Source organism: Clostridium nigeriense (genome assembly GCF_050585265.1).
In the GTDB taxonomy this organism is placed as follows: Bacteria; Bacillota; Clostridia; order Clostridiales; family Clostridiaceae; genus Clostridium; species Clostridium nigeriense_B.
In genome coordinates this window covers 315,229-339,493 of record NZ_JBNOOE010000001.1, presented here as the reverse complement: position 1 = coordinate 339,493, position 24,265 = coordinate 315,229, and the positions used below count along the sequence as shown (strand labels likewise).

The 24,265-nt window shown below is 30.7% G+C and carries 21 protein-coding genes and 1 riboswitch; of the genes, 18 read left to right on the top strand and 3 right to left on the bottom strand.

What is annotated here, in order from left to right; genetic code table 11:
• The first annotated feature begins 128 nt into the window (after positions 1–128).
• The 8 genes from ACQPVP_RS01195 (at position 129) to guaA (ending at position 9,589) form a co-directional block, all read left to right on the top strand.
• Positions 129–1,622: a 4Fe-4S dicluster domain-containing protein gene (locus ACQPVP_RS01195; protein WP_430846446.1), complete on the top strand. Its 1,494-nt coding sequence runs from the start codon at positions 129–131 to the stop codon at positions 1,620–1,622.
• Positions 1,623–1,919: 297 nt separating this feature from the next.
• Positions 1,920–2,204 carry a co-chaperone GroES gene (groES, locus tag ACQPVP_RS01190; protein ID WP_430840660.1) on the top strand — a complete coding sequence of 95 codons (285 nt, stop codon included), beginning with the start codon at positions 1,920–1,922 and terminating at the stop codon, positions 2,202–2,204.
• A 14-nt stretch (positions 2,205–2,218) separates the two neighbouring features.
• Complete coding sequence (gene groL / locus ACQPVP_RS01185) at positions 2,219–3,844, top strand: chaperonin GroEL (protein WP_430846444.1); 1,626 nt, start codon at positions 2,219–2,221, stop codon at positions 3,842–3,844.
• A 317-nt stretch (positions 3,845–4,161) separates the two neighbouring features.
• Positions 4,162–4,551, top strand: coding sequence for a hypothetical protein (locus ACQPVP_RS01180; protein WP_430846442.1), 390 nt, complete (start codon positions 4,162–4,164; stop codon positions 4,549–4,551).
• A 159-nt stretch (positions 4,552–4,710) separates the two neighbouring features.
• Positions 4,711–5,460 carry a prepilin peptidase gene (locus tag ACQPVP_RS01175; protein ID WP_430846440.1) on the top strand — a complete coding sequence of 250 codons (750 nt, stop codon included), beginning with the start codon at positions 4,711–4,713 and terminating at the stop codon, positions 5,458–5,460.
• Between the two features lie 174 nt (positions 5,461–5,634).
• Entirely contained in the window at positions 5,635–6,030 is a 396-nt protein-coding gene (locus tag ACQPVP_RS01170) for a prepilin-type N-terminal cleavage/methylation domain-containing protein (protein WP_430846438.1), read from the top strand.
• A gap of 192 nt (positions 6,031–6,222) precedes the next feature.
• A riboswitch (purine riboswitch) is annotated at positions 6,223–6,320 on the top strand.
• Between the two features lie 155 nt (positions 6,321–6,475).
• Entirely contained in the window at positions 6,476–7,924 is a 1,449-nt protein-coding gene (gene guaB / locus ACQPVP_RS01165) for an IMP dehydrogenase (protein WP_430846436.1), read from the top strand.
• Between the two features lie 123 nt (positions 7,925–8,047).
• The gene (guaA, locus tag ACQPVP_RS01160; protein ID WP_430846434.1) at positions 8,048–9,589 is read left to right on the top strand and encodes a glutamine-hydrolyzing GMP synthase; all 1,542 of its coding nucleotides are present in this window, start codon (positions 8,048–8,050) and stop codon (positions 9,587–9,589) included.
• Between the two features lie 82 nt (positions 9,590–9,671).
• On the opposite strand, the gene ACQPVP_RS01155 is transcribed toward guaA, so the two are convergent.
• Positions 9,672–10,400: a MurR/RpiR family transcriptional regulator gene (locus ACQPVP_RS01155; RefSeq protein WP_430846432.1), complete on the bottom strand. Its 729-nt coding sequence runs from the start codon at positions 10,398–10,400 to the stop codon at positions 9,672–9,674.
• Between the two features lie 192 nt (positions 10,401–10,592).
• Here ACQPVP_RS01155 and ACQPVP_RS01150 point away from each other — a divergent pair, with 192 nt between their 5' ends.
• The 6 genes from ACQPVP_RS01150 (at position 10,593) to ACQPVP_RS01125 (ending at position 18,207) form a co-directional block, all read left to right on the top strand.
• Positions 10,593–11,378, top strand: a complete 786-nt coding sequence (locus ACQPVP_RS01150; protein WP_430846430.1) for a carbohydrate deacetylase — start codon at positions 10,593–10,595, stop codon at positions 11,376–11,378.
• Positions 11,379–11,448: 70 nt separating this feature from the next.
• A complete protein-coding gene (locus tag ACQPVP_RS01145; protein WP_430846428.1) occupies positions 11,449–13,011 on the top strand; it encodes a PTS transporter subunit EIIC in 1,563 nt (520 codons plus the stop codon).
• A gap of 40 nt (positions 13,012–13,051) precedes the next feature.
• Positions 13,052–14,377, top strand: a complete 1,326-nt coding sequence (locus ACQPVP_RS01140) for a 6-phospho-alpha-glucosidase (protein WP_430846426.1) — start codon at positions 13,052–13,054, stop codon at positions 14,375–14,377.
• Positions 14,378–14,696: 319 nt separating this feature from the next.
• Positions 14,697–15,890: an iron-containing alcohol dehydrogenase gene (locus ACQPVP_RS01135; protein ID WP_430846424.1), complete on the top strand. Its 1,194-nt coding sequence runs from the start codon at positions 14,697–14,699 to the stop codon at positions 15,888–15,890.
• A gap of 12 nt (positions 15,891–15,902) precedes the next feature.
• Positions 15,903–17,147, top strand: a complete 1,245-nt coding sequence (locus ACQPVP_RS01130) for an MFS transporter (RefSeq protein ID WP_430846422.1) — start codon at positions 15,903–15,905, stop codon at positions 17,145–17,147.
• A 166-nt stretch (positions 17,148–17,313) separates the two neighbouring features.
• Complete coding sequence (locus ACQPVP_RS01125) at positions 17,314–18,207, top strand: LysR family transcriptional regulator (protein ID WP_430846420.1); 894 nt, start codon at positions 17,314–17,316, stop codon at positions 18,205–18,207.
• 202 nt (positions 18,208–18,409) lie between these two features.
• On the opposite strand, the gene ACQPVP_RS01120 is transcribed toward ACQPVP_RS01125, so the two are convergent.
• A complete protein-coding gene (locus ACQPVP_RS01120; protein WP_430846419.1) occupies positions 18,410–19,753 on the bottom strand; it encodes an MATE family efflux transporter in 1,344 nt (447 codons plus the stop codon).
• A gap of 342 nt (positions 19,754–20,095) precedes the next feature.
• On the opposite strand from ACQPVP_RS01120, the gene ACQPVP_RS01115 reads away from it, so the two are divergent.
• Positions 20,096–20,500, top strand: coding sequence for a cupin domain-containing protein (locus tag ACQPVP_RS01115; protein ID WP_430846418.1), 405 nt, complete (start codon positions 20,096–20,098; stop codon positions 20,498–20,500).
• 132 nt (positions 20,501–20,632) lie between these two features.
• On the opposite strand, the gene ACQPVP_RS01110 is transcribed toward ACQPVP_RS01115, so the two are convergent.
• Positions 20,633–21,508, bottom strand: a complete 876-nt coding sequence (locus ACQPVP_RS01110) for a LysR family transcriptional regulator (protein WP_430846637.1) — start codon at positions 21,506–21,508, stop codon at positions 20,633–20,635.
• 190 nt (positions 21,509–21,698) lie between these two features.
• On the opposite strand from ACQPVP_RS01110, the gene ACQPVP_RS01105 reads away from it, so the two are divergent.
• The 3 genes from ACQPVP_RS01105 to ACQPVP_RS01095 all read left to right on the top strand — a co-directional run bounded on the left by ACQPVP_RS01105 (position 21,699) and on the right by ACQPVP_RS01095 (position 24,221).
• Positions 21,699–22,751 (top strand): flavodoxin, encoded by a 1,053-nt coding sequence (locus tag ACQPVP_RS01105; protein WP_430846417.1) that lies wholly within the window; start codon positions 21,699–21,701, stop codon positions 22,749–22,751.
• Between the two features lie 13 nt (positions 22,752–22,764).
• Positions 22,765–23,466, top strand: a complete 702-nt coding sequence (locus tag ACQPVP_RS01100) for a flavodoxin (protein WP_430846416.1) — start codon at positions 22,765–22,767, stop codon at positions 23,464–23,466.
• 83 nt (positions 23,467–23,549) lie between these two features.
• A complete protein-coding gene (locus ACQPVP_RS01095) occupies positions 23,550–24,221 on the top strand; it encodes a DUF4405 domain-containing protein (RefSeq protein WP_430846414.1) in 672 nt (223 codons plus the stop codon).
• The last annotated feature ends 44 nt before the right edge of the window (positions 24,222–24,265 follow it).

The following is a 24,265-nucleotide window of genomic DNA, read 5'->3' as shown; positions in this document are numbered from 1 at the left end:
TTATAAATAAATATATTATCATCTTTAAGATAAATGAATATTATCAATACAACATTTGGTATAAATTAACTGATATAATAATAATGGGGAGTATTGGATTATATTAATTTATATAGGAGGATTTTGGTATGTTTCAATTTGAAACTCAGTTAAAAAAATTAAAGTATGAGGTTTTAACAGAGGTTGCAAGACTAGCTAAGAATGATAACTTAACTGTTGAATCTATAGAAAGAATTCCTTATGAGATTATACAAGGTAATAAGGCTATGTATAGATGCTGTGTTTATAAGGAAAGAGCAATTGTTTTAGAAAGAGCAAAGCTTGCAGCAGGATATTTAGCAAATGGGGATAACGTAGATGATGAATTTGTTGATATTAAAGAGGATGATCAAATAATCTATGTTATAGAGGCAGCTTGTGATAGATGTCCAATTAATAAGTTTAGTATTACAGATTCCTGTAGAAATTGTATTGCACATAAATGTAATGAGGCTTGCAATTTTGGTGCTATAACTTATGCAGGCGGAAGGGCTTATATTAATCAAGAATTATGTAAAGAATGTGGAATGTGTAAGAATGCATGTCCCTACAATGCAATTGCTGAAGTTATGAGGCCTTGCAAGAAAGTTTGTCCTACAGGTGCTTTAGATATAAATGAAAGCGATAGAAGGGCTATGATAAAGGAAGAACTTTGTGTAAATTGTGGTAGATGTATGAGTGCATGCCCCTTTGGAGCTATATCAGATAAGAGTTTAATAGTACCAGTGGCAACAAAACTGGCAAAGGGAAGAAAAATGTGTGCAATAGTTGCTCCAGCTATTACTGGACAGTTTGGAACTAAGATTAGTTATGGCAAAATTAAAAATGCTATTAAAAAATTAGGATTTGAAGATATGTTAGAGGCTGCTTGTGGAGCAGATGTAGTGACAGTTCATGAAAGTAATGAATTTATAGAAAGAATGGAAGCAGGAGATAAATATATGACTAATTCTTGTTGTCCAGGATTTTTAAATTATATAGAAAAGACTATGCCATCAGAAATAGAAAGAGTTTCTGGCACAGTATCACCAATGATAGCTACAGCAAGATATATTAAGCACATTGATCCAGAAACTGAAGTAGTTTTTATAGGACCTTGTACTGCTAAAAAAAGCGAAGCTGCTAGAGAATCATTAAGAGGTGCTGTAGATTACGTTCTAACCTTTGAAGAATTATTAGCTTTATTTAGTGCTTTTGAAATTGATGTTGAAAACTGTGTAGATGAATTAGTTGATGAAGCTTCAATTTATGGAAGAGGTTTTGGTGCTCAAGGAGGTTTAACAGCTGCTATTGAAAATTATATAAGAAGTCAAGGGTTAGAAGTTAACTTTGCACCAGTTAAAGCTTCAGGGGGAAGTGAAATTAAGAAAGCTATGACTATGGCTAAGATTGGTAAGCTTCAAGGAAATTTTATTGAAGGAATGATGTGCGAAGGTGGTTGTATTAATGGTGCAGGAACATTAGTTACTCAATTTAAATCTAAAGGAGTATTTAATAAAACTAATGCACAAGCAACAAGAAAATCAGTCACAGCTAATGAAAAAATAAAAGAGTACGAAGGCATAGATTTAGAAAGAAGATAACTAGTAAAAACTCAGCTTTTACTGGGTTTTTATTTGCAAAAGAATATAGTCTTAAATATTATATTTTTGCATATAATAAAAGAGTGCTTAAAAAGGAGTAAATAGATATAAGTTTAAGAAAATGGAAAGTAATTTATGAAAAATGGAAATATTTATTTATTTTAAGTCAAAAATATAAAGTGTACTGTTTGAAAAAACTAAAGTAAAAGATTATTATAAAATTGTTAGCACTAAATGATGATGAGTGCTAATATAAAAGGGTAATCAATTTAGTTATAAAATAGGAGGGATTTTTTTATGAATATCAAACCACTAGCAGATAGAGTAGTTATCAAGAAATTAGAAGCAGAAGAAACAACAAAAAGTGGAATTGTTTTAACTGGAACAGCAAAGGAAAGACCACAAGAAGCAAAAGTTGTTGCAGTTGGACCAGGAGCTATAGTAGATGGAAATAGAGTAGCTATGGAAGTAAAGGTTGGAGACAAAGTGCTTTATTCAAAATATGCAGGAACTGAAGTTAAGGTTGATGGTGAAGAATACACTATTTTAAAACAAGATGATATTTTAGCAATAGTTGAATAAGGGAGGAATTAATTATGGCAAAGATGATTAAATTTAGTGAAGAAGCTAGAAGATCAATGCAAATTGGTGTTGATACATTAGCTGATACTGTTAAGGTTACATTAGGACCAAAAGGAAGAAATGTTGTATTAGATAAGAAGTTTGGAGCACCTTTAATAACAAATGATGGTGTTTCAATTGCAAGAGAAATAGAATTAGAAGATCCATATGAAAATATGGGGGCTCAATTAGTTAAGGAAGTAGCAACTAAGACTAATGATGTTGCAGGTGATGGTACTACAACAGCAACTCTTTTAGCACAAGCAATAATAAGAGAAGGTTTAAAGAATGTTACTGCTGGAGCAAATCCAATATTAATTAGAAATGGTATTAAGATGGCTGTAGATAAGGCTGTTGATGAAATTAAGAAGATTTCTAAACCTGTAGATGGAAAAGAAGACATTGCAAGAGTTGCAGCTATTTCAGCAGCAGATGAAGAGGTTGGTAAGTTAATATCAGATGCTATGGAAAAGGTAGGTAACGAAGGAGTTATCACTGTTGAAGAATCAAAATCAATGGGTACTGAACTTGATGTAGTAGAGGGTATGCAATTTGATAGAGGATATGTATCAGCGTACATGGTAACAGATACTGAAAAAATGGAAGCTGTTTTAGATAGTCCATTAATTTTAATTGCTGATAAGAAGATTTCTAATATTCAAGAATTACTTCCAATACTAGAACAAATAGTTCAACAAGGGAAGAAATTACTTATTATAGCTGAAGATGTTGAAGGAGATGCTATGACTACATTAGTAGTTAATAAATTAAGAGGAACTTTCACATGTGTAGCTGTAAAAGCACCAGGCTTTGGAGATAGAAGAAAAGAAATGTTACAAGATATAGCTATTTTAACAGGTGGTACAGTTATATCTGAAGAGCTTGGTATAGACATAAAGGAAGTAACTTTAGATATGCTTGGACAATGCGAAAGCGTAAAAGTTACAAAAGAAAATACTACTATAGTTAATGGAAAAGGAAATAGTGAAACTATTAAAGAAAGAGTAGCTCAAATAAGAGCTCAAATAGAAGAAACTACTTCTGAGTTTGATAAAGAAAAATTAACAGAAAGATTAGCAAAACTTGCTGGTGGAGTTGCAGTAATTAAAGTTGGAGCTGCAACAGAAACAGAATTAAAAGAAAAGAAATTAAGAATAGAAGATGCTTTAGCAGCAACAAAGGCAGCTGTTGAAGAAGGAATAGTTCCAGGTGGTGGAGCTGCTTATGCTAACATTATAAATGAAGTAAATAAAGTAACTTCAGATATTCCAGATACTCAAGTTGGTATAAATATTATAGTTAGAGCATTAGAAGAGCCAATGAGACAAATTGCAACTAATGCAGGACTTGAAGGTTCAGTAATTATTGAACATGTTAAGGGCTGTGAAGCTGGAATTGGATACGATGCTTTAAGAGATGAGTATGTAAATATGATAAAGGCCGGTATAGTTGACCCAACTAAGGTTACAAGATCAGCACTTCAAAATGCTGCATCAGTAGCATCAACATTCTTAACTACAGAAGCTGCTGTAGTAGATATCCCTCAAAAGGATGTGCCAATGCCAGGAGCACCAGGAATGGGAATGGATGGAATGTACTAAATTTAAAAAATATATAGGCTGTCTTAATGGCAGCCTAATTATAAAAATTATTTCGAAAACTCCTGAGGGGGTTTTTTTATTTTTTAGGGAATTATGAGGGGGTTACCCTACGAATAAACTTTTATAAGTTCATTCCTTTAGTTTTTAGGAGTAAATATATTTTCTTAGATAAATTTTGAGCTTGTGAGGTCGTGACTAATATAACATGTTTGTTACTTTTTTATTATAAAATTACATATATAAGTTTACATAACATATTGATATAGTTCTAACTTTACTCTATAATTATTTAAGAATTATAAAAGTTGGAGGATATTATGACAAAGAAAAGTAGAAGACAAAAAATTATTAGAATAAGAAAGATAATAATTACAATTTTAATAATAATATTATCTTTGACTTTAATTATTAGTTATATTAATTATAAAAATACTCTTAAGAAGGTAGGAATTAAATACTCCATAAGAGAATTAATATTAACTGTGGAAACTGTTGAAATAAAGGAACCTATAGATATTGAAGAAACAGATACTATATCAAATATTAAAAGTGAAAATGGATCAAAACTACAAGCTTTAGAAAAATATAGTGATATAGATGATTTTAACAGGATAGAATCTTTAACTATAGGAGATGCACGAAAAATACTGAATAATGAAGTAGATTTTGAAATTGATAGTGAAGGAAAGTTTGAAAATATTAAATAATAAATTATATTTGTTATATTTAGTAAAATATGATTTTTAAATATATGATAAAAAACATATCATTAAATTACAGATGATATGTTTTTTTATTGTTGATTTTGGATATAATTTGGAATGTATAGTAAGTATGTGAAGGCGTATTGAATAAGGAGGTAGGTTATGTATTTTTTAGTTTTAATTATAGGATTATGTATAGGAAGTTTTTTAAATGTGTGCATATATAGAATAGCAAAAGAAGAATCAATAATTTTTCCTGGATCTCATTGTACTAGCTGTGGTCACGAACTTAAGGCTTATGAATTAGTTCCAGTACTGAGTTATATATTTTTAAGAGGAAGATGCAGAAAGTGCAAAGATAAGATATCTATAAAATATCCATTAATAGAAATATTAAATGCAATATTATATTTATTATTATTTTGGAAATATGGGTTTGGTTTAAATTTTGTTTTTTATTGTTTATTGTTTTCATTGCTAATGGTAATCTCAGCTATAGATTTAGAAAGTAAGTATATATATTCATCTACAACTTTAGTAGGAGTATTACTAGCAATAATTTATATAGCAATTGGATCATATTTAGGTGAAGTAAATATATTAAATAACTTACTAGCTGGTTTAATTGGATATGGAATTATATTTTTAATAGTATTATTAACAGGAGGCATGGGGAGTGGAGATGCGGATATTGCCGGAATTTGTGGACTTTTTATTGGAATAAAGGGAGTATTAGTAACTTTATTTGTGGCAATAATATTAGGTGGAATATTTGCTTCAATAGCCTTAATTTTAAAATTTAAGAATAGAAAATCAGAAATTGCATTTGGCCCATATATAGCTATAGGAACCTTTATATGTATATTTATGGGAGAAAAATTATTGTTATTATATATGAATTTATATGCATGAATGATAATTAATAATATTACAAAAATATAATTTACTAAAATAAGCATTTTAAATATATATTATTATATCATTGAAATTAATTCATTACTTAAATTAATAAAATTATATATCCACATAAAAAGGATTAAAAGCTGAGAAGTGATAATGAAATTAAAACAAGAAGGAGGTATTAATATGATAAGGAAAAAGAAAAAAGGATTTACAATTATTGAACTTATTATAGTTATAGCAATTATTGCAATACTATCAGCTATAACTATTCCTAAATTTGGAGATATTAGAGAAAGTGCAAATGAAAAATCAGATATAGCAAATGCAAAAACTATTGCAACAGTAACAACATCATTAATTGCAGATGGAGAAATAACTCCAGAAAAGAATAAAAACTTAACAATTGAGCTTAATGATGAAGGAAATTCAGATGCGGAAAAAATTAGAAATTATTTGCAAGTAGTTCCGAAGTTGAGTAATAAAGATGGAGATTTTACAATATCAATAGAAACTAATGGAAATGTAAGTGTTTCATCCTCGGTTGATAAAAAAAAGTTATTTCCAGATGAAACTGAATAATATCTATATAAATTGAAATTTACAGTTAAGCTTTTTTAATGATATATAAATTTAGAATTTTCATAAGAAATGATATAAGTTTATTAGTAAATAAAGTGAAAGAATCTTCAAAAAAGAAAAATAAATATTTGAATTATAAATTGCAAAATTATTGACAAGTATATGGGCTAGATATATAATATCTATAAATTAAGAATAGTTAGATAAAAAACTCGTATATCCTCTGAATATGGCAGAGAGTATCTACCGGAAACCTTAAATTTCCGACTATGAGTGATTTTGGTATACTATATCTATATATATTATTATGTAGAGTTAGGCATATTAACTTCACTTAGAAGATTAATATGTCTATTTTTATACATAAAAATAGAACTAAAATGAATAATTATATTCATATTAAAAATATAATGAAAGAAAAAAATCATTTAAAGGAGGAAGAACAATGGCAACAATTATTAAAACTGCTTATACTTTTGACGATGTACTATTAGTACCAAATAAATCTGAGGTTTTACCTAATGAGGTTAGTTTAAAAACTAAATTAACTAAGAAAATAACATTAAATATTCCTTTAATGAGTGCAAGTATGGATACAGTAACAGAATCTAAGATGGCTATTGCTATTGCTAGAGAAGGCGGAATCGGTATTATTCATAAGAATATGACTATAGAAGAGCAAGCAAAAGAAGTAGATAGAGTTAAGAGACAAGAAAATGGAGTAATTACAGATCCTATATTCTTATCAGAAGAACATACAGTTAGACAAGCTCAAGAACTTATGGCTCAATATAGAATTTCTGGTGTTCCAATAACAAGAGGAACTAAACTAGTTGGAATAATAACTAATAGAGATATAGTTTTTGAAACAAATTATGATAGATTAGTTTCAGAGGTTATGACTAAGAGCCCACTTATAACTTCTACTGAAGGAACAACTTTAGAAGAGGCTCTTGAAATATTAAAGAAGCATAAAATAGAAAAGTTACCATTAGTAGATAATGAAAACAACTTAAAGGGATTAATAACTATTAAGGATATAGAAAAGGCAAAGGCATTCCCAAATGCAGCAAAGGATTCTAAGGGAAGATTATTATGTGGTGCATCAGTTGGAATTACTAAGGATATGATGGATAGAGTAGATGCTTTAGTTAAAGCAAAGGTTGATGTTATTACATTAGATACAGCACATGGACATTCTAAAGGCGTTATGGATGCAGTAAGAAGAATAAAAGATAAACATCCAGAACTTCAAATAATAGCTGGAAATGTTGCAACTGCTGAGGCAACTAGGGATTTAATTGAAGCTGGAGCTGATTGTGTTAAGGTTGGAATTGGACCTGGATCAATTTGTACAACAAGAATAGTTGCTGGTGTTGGAGTTCCTCAATTAACTGCTGTTATGGATTGTGCAGAAGAAGGAAGAAAACATGGAGTTCCTGTAATTGCTGACGGTGGATTAAAATATTCAGGGGATATAGTTAAGGCGTTAGCTGGTGGAGCATCAGTAGCTATGATGGGATCAATGTTTGCTGGTTGTGAAGAAGCACCAGGAGCTATGGAAGTATATCAAGGAAGAAGCTACAAGGTATATAGAGGAATGGGATCTCTTGGAGCTATGGAAAAGGGATCAAGTGATAGATACTTCCAAAATGGAACTAAGAAATTTGTTCCAGAAGGTATTGAAGGAAGAGTTGCATATAAAGGTTATGTAGCAGATACAATATATCAATTATTAGGTGGAATAAGATCAGGAATGGGGTATTTAGGAGCAGCAGATTTAGAAAATTTATATGAAAATGCTAAGTTTGTAGTTCAAACATCATCAGGAATAAGAGAAAGCCATCCACATGATGTTAATATAACTAAAGAAGCACCTAACTACAGCAAATAAATTGCTGTAAATGAATAATTAAGAATGTTATCTGTAGGAGTTATTTTTATATTGTATATATAAAATTTTTCCTTTAAACTTATATATGTTAAGTTTTATAAATAAATTACGTTGGAGGGTCACATGAAAAAAGAATTAGTTTTAGTTATTGATTTTGGTGGTCAATATAATCAATTAATTGCTAGAAGAGTTAGAGAATGTGGTGTTTATTGTGAGGTTCATCCATATACTTTAAGCGTGGATGAAATAAGAGAAATGAATCCTAAGGGGATAATATTTACAGGGGGACCTAACAGCGTATATGGTGAAGATTCTCCTTTATGTGATAGATCTTTATTTGAAGCAGGAATCCCTATACTTGGAATTTGCTATGGTTCACAATTAATGGCACATATGCTTGGAGGTAAAGTTGCTACTGCACCTGTAAGTGAATATGGTAAGACTAAAGTTGATGTTAAAATAGATTCTAAGATTTTTGAAGGTGTATCACCATCTACAATTTGCTGGATGAGTCATACAGATTACATAGAAAAAGCACCAGAAGGATTTAAGGTAGTAGGTAATACACCAGTATGTCCAGTAGCAGCTATGGAATGTGAAGAAAAAAATCTATATGCAGTTCAATTCCATCCAGAAGTTATGCATACACAAGAAGGAACAAAGATGATATCAAACTTCCTATATAATGTTTGTGAATGTACTGGTGACTGGAAAATGGATTCATTTGTAGAAAAAACAATTGAAGAAATCCGTGAAAAAGTTGGAAATGGTAAGGTATTATGTGCATTATCAGGTGGAGTTGATTCATCTGTAGCTGCAGTATTACTTTCAAAAGCTGTAGGAAGCCAATTAACTTGCGTATTTGTTGATCATGGTTTACTTCGTAAAAATGAAGGCGATGAAGTTGAGGAAGTATTTGGACCTAATGGACAATATGACTTAAACTTTATACGTGTAAATGCACAGGAAAGATTCTACGAAAAGTTAAAGGGAGTAGAAGAGCCAGAAGCTAAGAGAAAAATAATTGGTGAAGAATTTATAAGAGTATTTGAAGAAGAAGCTAAGAAGATAGGAACAGTAGATTTCTTAGTACAAGGAACTATTTATCCAGATGTAATTGAAAGTGGACTTGGAAAATCAGCAGTTATAAAATCACACCACAATGTTGGAGGACTTCCAGACTATGTTGATTTCAAAGAAATAATAGAACCATTAAGACTATTATTTAAGGATGAAGTACGTAAAGCAGGTTTAGAACTTGGAATACCTGAAAAGTTAGTATTTAGACAACCGTTCCCAGGTCCAGGTCTTGGAATTCGTATCATAGGTGAAGTAACAGCTGAAAAAGTTAAGATAGTTCAAGAAGCAGATGCAATTTATAGAGAAGAAATAGCAAAGGCTGGAATTGATAAAGAAATCGGTCAATACTTTGCAGCACTTACTAATATGAGATCAGTAGGAGTAATGGGAGATGAAAGAACTTATGACTATGCTATAGCACTTAGAGCTGTAACAACAAGTGATTTCATGACAGCTGAATCAGCTGACCTTCCATGGGAAGTACTTGGAAAAGTAACAACTAGAATAGTAAATGAAGTTAAAGGTGTTAACAGAGTGCTTTATGATTGCACAGGAAAACCACCAGCAACTATTGAATTTGAATAGACTATAAATATAATCGGGAAAGCTATAGATATAAGTTTTCCCGATGATTTTTTTAAATACCAAAAGCATAAATCAAAAAGATTTATGCTTTTGGTGTTTTTGAGTAACGATTAATGAGATATTCCATTAAATTTAAAGAATTACCAAAAAAGTAATTTAAATTCTGATTTTCATGATCTATACCAGTAGATCCATTTTCTACGATGAAGGCAAGGTCACTTTTCGCAGTGTAGCTACTATTTTCCGTAGCTGTTAAGGCAATAACTTTACCACCATAATGCTTACACTCTTCCATTTTGAGTAAACCGTTTTTATTTTCACCTGATTGGGAAAATGTAATTAATGTATAAGGTGTTTGATCTGACACCAAACTGATTTCTACCCCATTTAAGTCAATGGCATAAATTTTTTTCAAGAGTAATTTACGATAAGTGTAGTTAACTAACATTTGGCAAAATCCTTCACCAAACAAGTATATTTTTTTATTTGAGAAAGCATTATTAAAATAGCTATCTATTTGTTGCCAATCTTGGTTTACCATTACAAAGGGTAATGTCTCCAATTGATTTGTCGATTTATATGAGAATTCATTTGAAAGGAAAAAAATGAGTTCTTTAAAATTATTAAAGCCTGCTCTTTTTGCTAAGCGACTGATTGAAGATTGAGAGGTATAGTTCATTTGTGCAATAGTACGAATGTCGATTACGGATTTATTTTTAATTGCTTCGATAATGCTCTCTATTATTTTCTCATCGTCATTTCGAAAATTACTTTTAGGGAATAAACGATTTAAATAGTAAATTTTGGTCATGATATCACGCTCCTGTGAAAGTATATTCATAAAGTGAAATAGTAACCATGCTAGTGTATAAGCATTGTTTACGTTTTCTTTATATAATATACTATTAATATAAAGAAAGCAAATACAATTGTATGAATGTAGTTTCTTTAATAAAAATGGTCATATAACTTAAAAGATCATCTTTAATGAAAGAGGGATATTATGAAAAAAGTAATTATCAACGCTGATGATTTTGGCTACTCCTCAGCAGTCAATCTAGGAATCATCAAATCTCATAAAGAAGGGATTCTGACTTCGACAACTTTAATGGCTAATATGCCAGGATGTGATGAGGCTATTACCCTTGCTAAGGAAAATCCTGATCTTGGAGTAGGTGGTCATCTTGTTTTAACTTGTGGAAAGCCGTTAACCAAAGGGGCTTCACTCATAGATGAAAACGGAGATTTTTATAGCTTAGCCGAATATAAAAAACATCGTAATGAAATGTGTGATGAAGAAATATTTCAGGAATGGTCCTATCAAATAGATTATTTAATGAATCACGGACTTAAGTTGACCCATTTAGATAGTCATCATCATGTTCATACATTTCCTGAAAATTTGGAGATAACGAAAAGGATCGCAGATAAATATCAATTGTGTTTTCGAAATATCTTCGGGGTAGAAGAAAATATAGAGCTACCTGCTCAGAAGGGAATTAAGGGATTTCTGGATTTAATGAATCATTCGGCTATTCGCGATTTAACAATACCTTTTAAAGAAAACCAAATAAAATGTTTCGAGGAAATTCAAACAGTGCTTGATCAAGTTGAAGACAATGAGATAACAGAGTTGATGGTTCATCCAGCTTATGTAGATGAGATTCTGTATTTCAATTCTTCATTTAATGTTCAACGGATGAAGGAAGTATCAATTTTGTGTGATTTACAAATGAAACAACTATTTGAAGATAATCAGATTGTGACATGCAGTTACAAAAATGTATAAGTATTTGTTGGATATCAACTTTTTAAAGTTGGAATAATTAAATTAAAAATATTAAAGGGGAGAGACATACATGAAGGAGAAGTTTATTAAATCGGCTAGTATTTTTTCAAAAGCAATTATTCAGCCAGTAATGTTTATGGCGGTGACGGGAATTATTTTATCAGTTTGTGCAATTTTAAAACTGGAATTTATGCCAACCTTCACAAAAAATATTGGAGATTTTATCTTTAATATTTTATCAGGGGGGATGATTGGTCAGCTAAGTGCTATATTTTGTGTAGGGATTGCTGCAGCATTAGCAAAACCAAAATATAAAACGGATGCGGCAATTTTAGGGATTATTACATTTTTAATATTTTTATATGCAAATAATTCTTGGTTAACAATTACGGATCGTTTGGCTGTTGCTGGTGAACAAGGACTTTATGGTACTGGACAAGGAATGGTCTTTGGTATTCAAGTAACTGATATGGGAGTTTTTCTAGGAATTTCTTTAGGTGTGTTCGTAGGATGGATGGTCAATAAATTCGGAGATATCAAGCTACATAAGTATTTGTCACCATATGCTGGTACAAAGTCCGTTTACATCTTGATCGTATTTGCAACAATTCTGTTTGCAATAGGGATTACTTATGTTTGGCCAATCGTTAATTCAGTAGTTGAAGCAGTAGTGAAAACAACTACAACTGCAGGATCGGTTGGATTTTTCTTCTATGGTTTCTTAAATCGTCTCCTTTTACCATTAGGTTTGCACCACTTTTTATGGATGCCAATTTTTTATACTCCACTTGGTGGTACTGCAGAAATTGCAGGTCAAGTATATAATGGTGCATTCAATATCTGGTTGGCAGAGCTAGGAAATGCAAGTCAAATAACAACGATGCATCCATCGATAGGTTATTTATCAAACTTTGGTTCCATTTCTTTACCAATAGGTATTGCATTTGCACTTTGGAAAACGGCACGTCCAGAAAATAGAAAGAAGGTTGCTACGATTTTAATTCCAACTGTAACCACAGCTTTCTTGGCTGGTGTTACTGAACCGCTAGAATTTTTATTCTTGTTCTTATCACCAGTTTTATGGTTAGCGCATTCTGTAGTATATGGATTGAGTTTGTTCATTACAAACCTAGTGGGGATTAATATCCAGTTTGATACAGGAATCAATATGATTATCAATAGTTTTGCATTTCCAACAGGTTTGGGTCATCAATATTTAATTCCAGTAATATTTATTGCAACTGCTGTTTTAGAGTATTTTGTGTTCAAAAAATTAATCGTGAAGTTAAATATTCCAACATTAGGTCGTGAAAGAGAGGCGTCTGTAAGTGAAACAGTAGCTGATTTTAGTGAAGTTAACTCTGATTCAGGGTTTGAACCACAAATTCAAAATATCGTTGCTGGTTTAGGTGGGGCAGACAATATTGAAAGCATAATTAATTGCTACACAAGATTACGTGTTGATGTCAAAGATGAAAATAAAGTTAATATTAAAATATTAAAAGAAAATGTAAAAGCATCTGGAATCGTTGATAAAGGTAAACACATTCAAATAGTTATTGGTATGGGTGTAGAAGAAGAACGTGAAAAAGTTGAAGCTTATATAGAATATCTAAAAAAAGTAAATAAATAAAGTGAAATATAGTTTTTTAAAAATTGGAGGAAAATATAAGATGGGTAATAAATTTGTAATGGTTGGTGGCGGTTCTACTCAATCGCCTGGTATTTTAGAAGTTTTAAGAAAACGTGCAGAAGAATTAAACTTGAGTGATTTGGTTCTATATGATATTGATGAGGAAAGAGTTTCTTTGCTTGGTCAATATACAAAAATGTACTATAAGGAATTAGGATCTAAAGTAAATGTTACTTATACAACTAATATTGATGAAGCTTTAAAAGGTGCTGATTTCTTATTTATGCAAATTCGTCCAGGTTTGAATAAACAGAGAGCTATTGATGAAAAAATATGCTTAAATAATGGTGTTGTTGGTCAGGAAACTTGTGGCTTAGGGGGATTCTCTTTTGCTATGAGGGTAATACCAGCTGTTTTAGAAATAATCAAAAAAGTAAAAGAAATTTGTCCTAAGGCTTGGATTTTAAACTATACAAATCCAGAGGCAATTTTATCAGAAGCAATTTATCGTGAGTTTCCAGAGGGAAATGTTTTATGTATTTGTGATATGCCGATTTCAATTGAAGGAGCCATTGCAAAGTACTTTAATAAGGAACACCGCGATTTAACATTTAAATACTTTGGACTGAATCATTTTGGTTGGTGGACTAATGTCTATGATGAAAAAGGCTTAGATTTGTTGCCGCAATTACGTGAAGATGTTCTTACTGGTAAAATTGATACACTTCTGATGTCAAATGATGAAACTGTTGGGGATCAGTATTGGGTGGATACCTATAAACAAATGATTAGTCTATTTAAAAGATTTCCAGAGTATTTCCCAAATTGTTACTTGCAGTATTATTTAACACCAGATGAAATGGTGGCACATGATGATGTTTCCTTTACTCGTGGCGATTATGTAATGCAAGGTAGGGAAAAACGTATTTATGATGAATGTCGTCGAGTAATTTCAGAAGGATCAGCTAAAGATTCTTCACTACATGCAGGTGTTCATGGTAATTATATTGTGGATATTGCTTATGCGATTATTCATAATACTAGGGAACGATTTATAGTCAATAAAAAGAATCATGGTGCAATCTCCAATTTTGATCCAGAAGCGGTTGTTGAGACTCCAGCCTATGTTGGCTCAATGGGAGCTGAAACCATTAATATTGGTGAGATACCAACTTTCCAAAAAGGTTTGATGGAAATGCAAAAAGCATATGAAAAAATGACAGTTGACGCAGCATTATCTGGATCTTACCAAAAAGCTTTAGAAGCTGTGATGCTTAACAAAACAATCCCTAATTATACAGTGGGTAAAAAGGTGTTAGATGAATTATACGAAGCTAATAAAGGTTTATGGCCTGAATTAAAGTAAGCTATCAGTAAAAGCTTAATATAATAGTAAAAACTCTAGTAATAATTAATAATTACTGCATTAGATTGTAGACAAAAAGCATTTTCTCCAAGATGAGAAAATGCTTTTTTGGATATTGTTATCCATCTTTTCTCTTTTATAACGTGGTGCAAATATAGTTTTTCCTGTATCTAATGTAGATGGCAAAATAATGCTTTTAAAGCATTATTTTGATTTAAAATAAGTATTAGACTATTAAAAAGCTAATTGTTATAATTTTGACAAAAGGATAAAAATATTAACTGATCAGTTCGAAGTTCCTTTTAGAAAGAGGTAATATATGAAAGGTTATGAAAAATTAAAAGTACCACATGTTTTATTTGGAATTGATACAGCTAAACAAACTGGACTTAAAGCTAAAAGTATAGGAATGAGTAAATGTTTAGTTGTGACAGATAAAGGAATAAGGGATATTGGACTTGTTGATCCAATTTTAGAAACTTTAAAAAGAGAGAGTATTGAATATATTGTTTACGATAAGGTTTTACCTAATCCACCAGATTATTCATGTATTGAAGCAGGTGAATTATTAAAATCTGAACAATGTGATGGTATTATTGCAATTGGAGGAGGAAGTAGTTTAGATACTGCTAAAGTAGCTAATTTAATTGCTAATATTCCTGAAAAAATTGAAGATTTACATGATTATAGTATGACAGGAAGCAAGATGAATCCTGCATTTACACCATATACAAAATTAATAGCTATTCCGACAACTTCTGGAACTGGTGCAGAAGCAACTTGTACAGGTGTTATTACTGATACAAAAAAAGATTTAAAATATAGTATCGGTAATGAAAATTGTGTACCAGACATGTGCATTATTGATCCATTATTGACTATTGGAATGCCTGCAATGCCTACAGCTATTTGTGGTATTGATGTTTTATGCCATGTTTTAGAAAATATGGTTGGTATGGGACAAAATGATTATACTGACGCTATTATGTATGAATGTGCAAGCAAAGCATGGAAATGGCTTCCTATAGCTGTTAAAGAACCAAGAAATATTGAAGCACGTAGTCAAGTGTCTTGGGCATCACATAATGCTTTATGTAATGGTGTTTCTGTTAATGGCCATGCTATGGCACATGGTATTGGTGCTAAGTATCATCTAGTTCATGGTCATGCTTGTGCTGTTGTTATACCAGCAGTTATTCGTCATCATGCATTGACTTCTCAAGAAGCTATTAAAAGAATTGCGACTATTATGGGAATTCCAGTTGTAGAAGATGCAGAAACTATTGCAAAGAGAGTTGCAGACCGTTTTGTAGAATTCTATAAAGCTTTAGGATTAAAAACAATTCAAGAGACTTTTAAGGAACAAGGAGTAGAAGATTCTTTTGAAATGTTTGTAGAAAAAGTTGCTCCTGCAACATTAGATGATTTTAAATCAAGGTTATGGCAGCCACCTATCCATGATAATCCAGAAACTATGAGAAAAGTTTTAGAAATGATTTATTATCAAGAATAGGATTTGATTGCTATGAAAAAAAATTATTATGCTTGGGTTATGGTTGCTATGTCATGCTTTATTTGTTTTGTAAGTATTGGTATGATTAGTAACTCTGTACATGCTCCGTATTTTATTGAGGGTGGTTTAACGAATGCAGAAAATTCATTATTAGTTTCTTTAAGAACTTTTTCTGGGGTTTTTGCTACGGCAGTGTGTGGAGTCTATTATAAAAAATTATCTTTAAAAAATGGCATGGCATTAGGATTGTTATTTGGAGCTATATCTTATGCTTTGTATTCTATAGCTGATGTATTTTGGATATATGCAGTTGCAGCTTTATTTAGTGGGGTTTGTTTTGGAATTGCTAGTTCTGTACCAACATCAATTTTGGTTAAAAATTGGTTTAATAAAAATAGATCACTAGCTTTTGGAATTACAACAGCTTCTAGTGGATTGACATCATTAGTTTTACCACAAATTGTGAAAGTATTAACTGATGCCTTTTCATTTAAAACAACACTTATGATTGAGGCTATCTTATTTGTTGTTGTAGCAGTATTAACATTTGTTCTTGTTGTTGATAATCCAGCTGATAAAGGATTAGAACCATATGGGGGAACAGTAGAAAATACAGAGGAATCAAATGCAAAATCAAAAAAACACTTTGCCTATTTACCGGGTGAGTTAAAACCTACAAAATTACATTTTGTGATTTTATGTTTGATTTTCTTTTTAATCGGTTGTCAATTGTATGCTACATGGAATCATATGAGTTTATTATATTCTACTGAAGGTATTGATATGACTATTGTTATGAGTTTAATATCAATAGCTGGTGGAGCCTTAATGGTAGGAAAAATAGTCTTTGGAGTTTTCTCAGATAAATTTAATGGAAAAATTGCATATATTGTTTTCTGTATTGTACAAGTAGTGGGAATGTTTATTAGTTGTTTTGCAGCATATACTCATAGTCTTCCTTTAGGGATTATAGGGTGTTTATTAGAAGGTGGTGCTGCAGTAACAGCAACTACAGGTATGAGTACAATTTGTTCAGAATTATATCCTAATCCAGAAGAATATAAAAATAAATTAGTAACATTAACAGTTGTCTATAACGCAGGTGGTTTTATTTTCTCTCCGATATTTGGAATAATTGCAGATGGAGTTGGTTCTTATATTCCTGCATTTATCATGGCTTCTATATTAGGTATTGTTACAATTATTCTTATAGCTATTCTTTATTCTGGGGCTAAGAAAAACGCAGAATTATCTTAATGTAAAATAGAATTATAAAGAAGAAGTATAGTACAATTTACTTAAACTTTTTCTTTATAATTTTTTTATGTTGTAGTGAGATTTAATAGTAATATCATCTAATATTATTTGTTACAATATAAAGATATAAAATAGAAAAATTACGATTAAAGGATGGGGGAGAGCTATGGAACTACGTGTATTAAAATATTTTCTTGTGGTTAGTAGAGAAGAAAATGTAACTAGAGCTGCAGAGATATTACATATAACACAACCAACATTGAGTAGACAATTAATGTTATTGGAACAGGAATTAGGTGTAACTTTATTTGATCGTAGTAAAAAGAAATTAATACTCACAAGAGAGGGTATGATTTTTAAAAGACGTGCAGAAGAAATGATAAATATAGAAAAAAAGATTGAAATGGAACTTGGAAATAAAGGAAATGAGTTAAAGGGTGAAATAGTTATTGGATGTGGACTTACTGAGGCTACCAATACCCTTGGTGATTATATTTATGCTTTTAAAGAAAAGTACCCTCAAGTTAGTTTTTGCTTAAGAAATGGGAATAGTGATTTGATTATTGAAAATATTGAAAATGGGATAATTGATATAGGGGTTGTCTTAGAACCTGTCAATCTTGAAAAGCTGGATTTTATGAGACTTAATAAAAAAGAAAGATGGGGATTATTAGTGAGAAAGGATTCCTTTTTAGCAAGGAAAGATTATGTTAATAAAGAAGATTTAATAGGTATTCCACTTATTGATACTTCTGGACAAGGAACTAGAGGGTTCTTTAGAGATTGGGCAAAAGAAGTTTATAATCAATTATATTTTAACTCATCATCTGAATTGACTCCAGCAACATCAATACTTGTAAAAAAGGGGATTGGTAATGCTATTATTATTGAGGGGTCAATGAGAACTGTTAATAGTGATGAATTATGTTTTATACCTTTTTATCCAGAATTAATAACATCATCATTGATTGTATGGAAGAAATATAATACATTTGGTTTAACAATATCAAAGTTTATTGATTTTATGGAAAATAACAATAAGTATCAGATATTAAATTAAGCAAATATTGGACTGTCGCCACTGATTCCGAATGTACATAAGTTCTTGATTCATAGATAATCAAGAACTTTTTTTACTTTTTAGGAAATTATAAAATGTTATCCTATGAATAAATAACATTTTATAATTTCATTCATTTGGTTATTAGTGCTAAACAGTTGTGAGTTAACAAATTTTTGATTAATCTACAAATCTTCAATTGTTAAATGATTTTTCTGTTTTTCCATTTTCCACTATGCCAGCGGAAAGAAAATATTATTGCTCTAAACATCCAATCACAAAGCATAGCTATCCATATTCCAAGGGCACCAAATTTAAGTGGATAGGAAAGAAAATAGGCTGCACCTATTCGAAATATCCACATTGAAATTATGGACATTATCATAATAAAACGTACATCACCGGCAGCTCTCATTGAAGCAGGTAGTACAAAGGATAAGGACCATATTAGCATAGCAGCAAGAGTATGTACGAAAAGCATTTGTCTAGTTAAAATTACTGTTTCGTTAGAAAGATGGTACCATGGTAGAATTATTGGAAGAAGAAACCATAAGGTTCCACAAAATAATAATAAGACTACATATGACATTATAATCATTATACGGTTATAATAGATTGCTTGCTTTTCGTCTTGTGCTCCAATACAGCGGGCAATAATAGTGGTAGCTACCAACTGCATAGCAGATCCAGGAATTACTTGTATGCTGGATATTGTCTGACAGATAGCATTTGCTGCAATGGATGATGTTCCAAAAGAGGCCACTAAACTAGCTAAAATAATTTTTCCAGCCTGAAAAAGGCCATTTTCTACTCCGTTTGGTATGCCTATTGATAAAATTCTGCGGATTAAAAATTTATTAGGGTGATAAGATAGTGTTTTTTTTATGTGTAGGATATGATTAGAACCCATGAGTAAACCAATCATAATAGCTGCTGCTATATAACGTGAGATAACTGTAGAAATAGCTGATCCAGTAACCTCAAGTTTACATGCATAAATCAATACAGTATTGCCTAAAAAATTAATTATATTCATTAAGGCAGCAAGGAACATAGTTATTTTAGAATTACCCATTGTCCGAAAAATAGCTGCACCAGATTCATAAATAGATAGTGCAGGAATAGATAGTGCAACAACAAGTAAATAATTATTTGCATGGTGGTAGACCTCTGATGAGAGTGTACCAAATACATGTCCCAATAAAATGGGACGAACAAGATAAATCAGAAGCATGATTCCCACTGAAATTATTGCAGAAAACCATACTAACTGATTGGCGGTATCACAGGCTTCAGTGTTTTTTTTAGCACCAAGATATTGTCCTGCAACTACAGCACCACCAGTACCAAAAGCTGCAAATATGTAAATAAGAAGCTGAAATATTGTATCAATCAATGATACACCAGATACAGCCGCTTCACTTACACCAGATACCATAATAGAATCAATAACACCTACCATCAATGTCAGTGCCAACTCGGCCATTAAGGGCACAAAAAGTTTAAATATGTCTCTTTTGCTAAATAGTCTTACTGAATTTGACATATTTTATTACCTCCAAGGAATTTTTTCTGAAAATAATTTATGAAATAAAATATAGGTCATGATAAAAATTAGTTATTCTTTAATATGTTTATATTTTAGAAATTATCGTATATTATGTCCAATGCTTATATTTTGGGTTATATCATGCTTAAAAAGCATTTAAAGTAATAGAAGAATATAACTAATGTCAGCAATATGCTTTAAGAGCATATAATGGCAAGTATTATTAAGTATTAGACAAAATAATAATAGAAATTTAAAATTTGAGTATAGGAAAAATTATTTATTTTCTTTAATTTAGATTTAAACTAAAGAAATTTATATAAAAATCAAGGAGGAATTATGAAAAATAAGGAAGATCAAATTTTTGAAGTTGGAGAAAAAAATGATGCATTTTCGCAATACTTTATAGGACAAAGTTATTTGAAGATGCTAACAACTGAAGGAGTAAACATTGCAAATGTTACTTTTGAACCTGGTTGTAGAAATAATTGGCATATTCATCATAAAGGTGGTCAGATATTATTAGTAACTGCTGGTACTGGGTATTATCAGGAATGGGGAAAACCCGTTCAAAAATTACATCCAGGTGATGTTGTAAATATTTCACCTGAAGTAAAGCATTGGCATGGTGCAACAAAAGATAATTGGTTTTCTCACCTTGCTATTGAAGTACCAGCTGAAGGAAGTTCTAATGAATGGTTGGAAATAGTAGGAGATGAAGATTATATGAGCAATACTCCATAAGCTTATTGGAGTAATGAGCTTTAAGTATAAATAATTAGTAAGTATTGAAGTAAAATTTTTAATTTTATTAACTTGTTTAATTAAATATTTGATGATATAAAAAACAATTGCCTATATTTAGACAATTGTTTTTTATACATTTAAGAATTTTTTTGCATATTCTATGAATTTTGCGGTTGCTATAGTAAAAGGCTGTTCCCTTTTCCATGCTAGGGCTGTAGTTGATGTCAATTGAGGAGACAGTGGAAGATATTTGATTTTTTTAGGATCCCAAAAACTGATAGATCCTTCAATTACAATAGCATATGCTAAGCCCTGATGCACCATGACAGCAGCATTGCTGATAAGATTACTTGTAAATAAAATATTTAAGCTACTAAATGAATCACCAAACCAGTTTGCTAATTCGCTTTGCATATTTAAACGATGAGGTAAAATCAAAGGCTTATCTATTAAATCATATGCTGTGATAGATTCTTTTTCAGCCAACGGGGAATCCAAAGGAAGAAGGACCACCCATTTTTCTTGATGAGAAATACGAATAAAATCATATTTGCTTAAATCAACAGGTTCTAAAAGTAGACCAATATCAGTTAATCCCTTATCAATTCTTTCTCGAATATGATCAGCTGTTGCTGTGTATAACTCGAAATTAACATTTGGATATAGAACTGTAAAGGAATCAATAATTTTTGCTAAAATCTGTACAGCAAATAAATCTCCACATCCAATTGAAATTGTTCCTTCAATTACTTCATTTTGTTGAGTGATTTCTTTTTCAGTTTTATCAACAAGTTCCAGAATTTCTTCAGCTCTTCTACGTAGTAAAAGACCTTCATGAGTTAGAGTGATTTTACGGGTTCCTCTAACAAAAAGCGTTACACCCATTTCATCCTCCATCTGTGCCAATTGTCGACTCAATGTAGGTTGTGTAATATGAAGTGTTTCTGCAGCCTTTGTAATATTTTCTTCTCTTGCTAATGTAAGGAAATATTTTAATACCCTGATTTCGATAGGAATCCCTCCTTTTTTTATATTTTAACACTTGTAAAATAATACTACAATAATCTTAGAAGAATATATGCTTAAAAGGCATTATAGTTAGATTAAACATAGGTATTAGACATGAATGAGAGATGGATTTATACTATGATATAAGAAAAGATATTAACCTTAGTAAAGAAGGAGATATAAAAGAATGAAGAAGACATTAACATTGTTATTAGCTATTGGTTGTTTGTTTTCTCTTACGGCTTGTCAGAAAAATATAGAGGAAGAAAATAAACAAATCGAGTATAAACGAGAGAAGGCAGAAGCAAATAGCGAAAATAAGGTATTAATCGTTTATTTCTCTAGATATGGAAATACAAAGTATACACAAGATATTGATGCTAGTACATCAGCAAGTGTAATTATTGAAGAAGGAGAATCTTTAGGAGCTACAGAATATGTGGCAAATGTTATTGGCGAAGAAGTTAATGGTGATTTGCAGTTTATTGAAACAGTAAATTCTTATTCAACTGATTTTGACGAAGTTATAGAGGAGAATCATAAAGAAATTAATGAGAATTATTTACCTAATTTAGCAGAAATAGGTTTAGATATTTCTCAATATGACACGATTTTTATTGGTTATCCAGTTTGGGCAACAACGGTTCCACAAGCAATTAAATCCTTTCTAGAAAAATATGATTTGAATGGAAAAAGAATCATACCTTTCTGTACACATGATGGTTATGGAGCTGGAAGTAGTTATACTGATATTCGATCAGCAGAACCTGATGCGACAGTTTTAGATGGAATTTCAATTGAAGCATCTGATGTTGTAAATTCAAAAGAAATGATATTAAATTGGCTGAATTCAGTTGGATTTGGTGATGATGACAGTGAAGTAATAGAAATCACAATAGAAATCAATGGTGTAGAGTTGGAAGGGGTTTTGTATAATAGTTATTTAGTAAATCAGATCAAAGATAAAATGCCACTAACAGTATCTATGTCCAGTTTTGGAGGACGTGAGTATTATGGGAGTATTGACTTCACTCCAGAAAATAATGAACAAGGACAATTTAATTTTAAAAATGGAGATATTACATATTGTTCACAAAATAATACTATGGCAATTTTCTACGCGCAAACAGATCACCCTACTTTAACGATGGAAGTGAATCAAATTGGTAAAGTAACATCTGATTTATCATTATTTGACGAGCTATCATCAAGTGTAGAAGTTACTTTTAAATTAAAATAGGAGGAAATGATAAATGAAAAGACTATTAATGATTATGCTAACATGTTTTTTAGGATTAACTATGAGTGCATGTTCTAATTTAGAAGGAGATGCTTCTAATGATACAAAGATAACAGAACAACAGGAAATAGTAAATGGAGAAACTAAAAAGGAAAATAATGAAAATATATTAGTGGTATATTTCACCTATGGGGAAAATGTCGGATTCCCTAATGATGTAGATGCTTCATCTAGTGCAAGTATTCAGTTATGGAATAATGAAGTAACTGGGAATACAGGTATTATTGCTCATATGATTGCAGATTCTATAGATGCAGATACGTTCTCTATTAGAACAGTTGAAGAATATCCTAATAGCTACAATAAAACTGTTGATCAGGGGAGAAAGGAAAATGAAGCAAATGCACGTCCTAAATTGGCGACTCATATCGAAAATTTAGATAATTATGATACGATTTTTATTGGATTCCCTAACTGGTGGTATGATATGCCTATGGCAATATATTCATTATTAGAAGAATATGATTTTTCAGGAAAAACAATTGTACCATTTTCAACATCAGGGGGAAGTGGATTTTCAGATACAATTGCAACAATTGAAGAATTAGAACCAAATTCAATTATACTAGAAGGTCTTACAATTGGAGAATCAAGTGTAAATGATGCACAGCAAGATGTGAACTATTGGCTTAAATCACTTGGATATATTAAGTAATTCATTAATGTAGATGATATAATCATTTGGTTTCAAGAGTATCTTATTTGAAGAATATTTTTTTAGAAAAGATGGAGGTTTATATGAAAGCAAAGCTCAGATTTAAAATGATTATCGATGTATTATTGACGATTTCATTATTACTTCAAATGGCTTATATACTAATTGGAGAAGCATTACATGAATGGTTAGGGACAATAATGTTTATATTATTTATTTTTCATCTGATATTGAACAGGAATTGGATAAAGGCTATATATAAAGGAAAATATTCTTTATTGCGTATATTTCAGACTGTAATAAATATTTTAATTTTTATTTGTATGCTTTCATTGATGATTAGTGGGATTATGATGTCTAGATATGTGTTTTCTTTTCTTCCAATACATGGTGGTATGAGTTTTGCTCGCTCTTTGCATATGTTGTCATCATACTGGGGATTCTTATTAATGAGTATACATGTTGGATTACATTGGAATATGATTATAAGTATGTTCAGGAAGAAAAAAGTACAATTAAGTGAAGTATATAATTATTTTTTACAAGGGATAGCAATTATTATTTTTATATATGGAATTTATTGTTTTGCTGAAAATGAGATTATTTCTTATTTATTAGCAAATAAACAGTTTGCGTTTTTTGATGTTAGTAAGCCTTTTTTCTTTTTCATAATTGAGTACATAGCAATGATGGGTTCTATTATATTTCTTACCGTCCATGTAAGAGGATTATTATTAAAAATTAGAAATAAATAGAATATTAATAAAAGCTTTAAAAAAGTTTTTAAAACTATTGACTT

What these genes read in the sequence shown, in the direction of transcription:
- ACQPVP_RS01195 (WP_430846446.1), top strand. Translation starts at nt 129, where the DNA reads ATGTTTCAATTTGAAACTCAGTTAAAAAAATTAAAGTATGAGGTTTTA.
- groES (WP_430840660.1), top strand. Translation starts at nt 1,920, where the DNA reads ATGAATATCAAACCACTAGCAGATAGAGTAGTTATCAAGAAATTAGAA.
- groL (WP_430846444.1), top strand. Translation starts at nt 2,219, where the DNA reads ATGGCAAAGATGATTAAATTTAGTGAAGAAGCTAGAAGATCAATGCAA.
- ACQPVP_RS01180 (WP_430846442.1), top strand. Translation starts at nt 4,162, where the DNA reads ATGACAAAGAAAAGTAGAAGACAAAAAATTATTAGAATAAGAAAGATA.
- ACQPVP_RS01175 (WP_430846440.1), top strand. Translation starts at nt 4,711, where the DNA reads ATGTATTTTTTAGTTTTAATTATAGGATTATGTATAGGAAGTTTTTTA.
- ACQPVP_RS01170 (WP_430846438.1), top strand. Translation starts at nt 5,635, where the DNA reads ATGATAAGGAAAAAGAAAAAAGGATTTACAATTATTGAACTTATTATA.
- guaB (WP_430846436.1), top strand. Translation starts at nt 6,476, where the DNA reads ATGGCAACAATTATTAAAACTGCTTATACTTTTGACGATGTACTATTA.
- guaA (WP_430846434.1), top strand. Translation starts at nt 8,048, where the DNA reads ATGAAAAAAGAATTAGTTTTAGTTATTGATTTTGGTGGTCAATATAAT.
- ACQPVP_RS01155 (WP_430846432.1), bottom strand. Translation starts at nt 10,400, where the DNA reads ATGACCAAAATTTACTATTTAAATCGTTTATTCCCTAAAAGTAATTTT.
- ACQPVP_RS01150 (WP_430846430.1), top strand. Translation starts at nt 10,593, where the DNA reads ATGAAAAAAGTAATTATCAACGCTGATGATTTTGGCTACTCCTCAGCA.
- ACQPVP_RS01145 (WP_430846428.1), top strand. Translation starts at nt 11,449, where the DNA reads ATGAAGGAGAAGTTTATTAAATCGGCTAGTATTTTTTCAAAAGCAATT.
- ACQPVP_RS01140 (WP_430846426.1), top strand. Translation starts at nt 13,052, where the DNA reads ATGGGTAATAAATTTGTAATGGTTGGTGGCGGTTCTACTCAATCGCCT.
- ACQPVP_RS01135 (WP_430846424.1), top strand. Translation starts at nt 14,697, where the DNA reads ATGAAAGGTTATGAAAAATTAAAAGTACCACATGTTTTATTTGGAATT.
- ACQPVP_RS01130 (WP_430846422.1), top strand. Translation starts at nt 15,903, where the DNA reads ATGAAAAAAAATTATTATGCTTGGGTTATGGTTGCTATGTCATGCTTT.
- ACQPVP_RS01125 (WP_430846420.1), top strand. Translation starts at nt 17,314, where the DNA reads ATGGAACTACGTGTATTAAAATATTTTCTTGTGGTTAGTAGAGAAGAA.
- ACQPVP_RS01120 (WP_430846419.1), bottom strand. Translation starts at nt 19,753, where the DNA reads ATGTCAAATTCAGTAAGACTATTTAGCAAAAGAGACATATTTAAACTT.
- ACQPVP_RS01115 (WP_430846418.1), top strand. Translation starts at nt 20,096, where the DNA reads ATGAAAAATAAGGAAGATCAAATTTTTGAAGTTGGAGAAAAAAATGAT.
- ACQPVP_RS01105 (WP_430846417.1), top strand. Translation starts at nt 21,699, where the DNA reads ATGAAGAAGACATTAACATTGTTATTAGCTATTGGTTGTTTGTTTTCT.
- ACQPVP_RS01100 (WP_430846416.1), top strand. Translation starts at nt 22,765, where the DNA reads ATGAAAAGACTATTAATGATTATGCTAACATGTTTTTTAGGATTAACT.
- ACQPVP_RS01095 (WP_430846414.1), top strand. Translation starts at nt 23,550, where the DNA reads ATGAAAGCAAAGCTCAGATTTAAAATGATTATCGATGTATTATTGACG.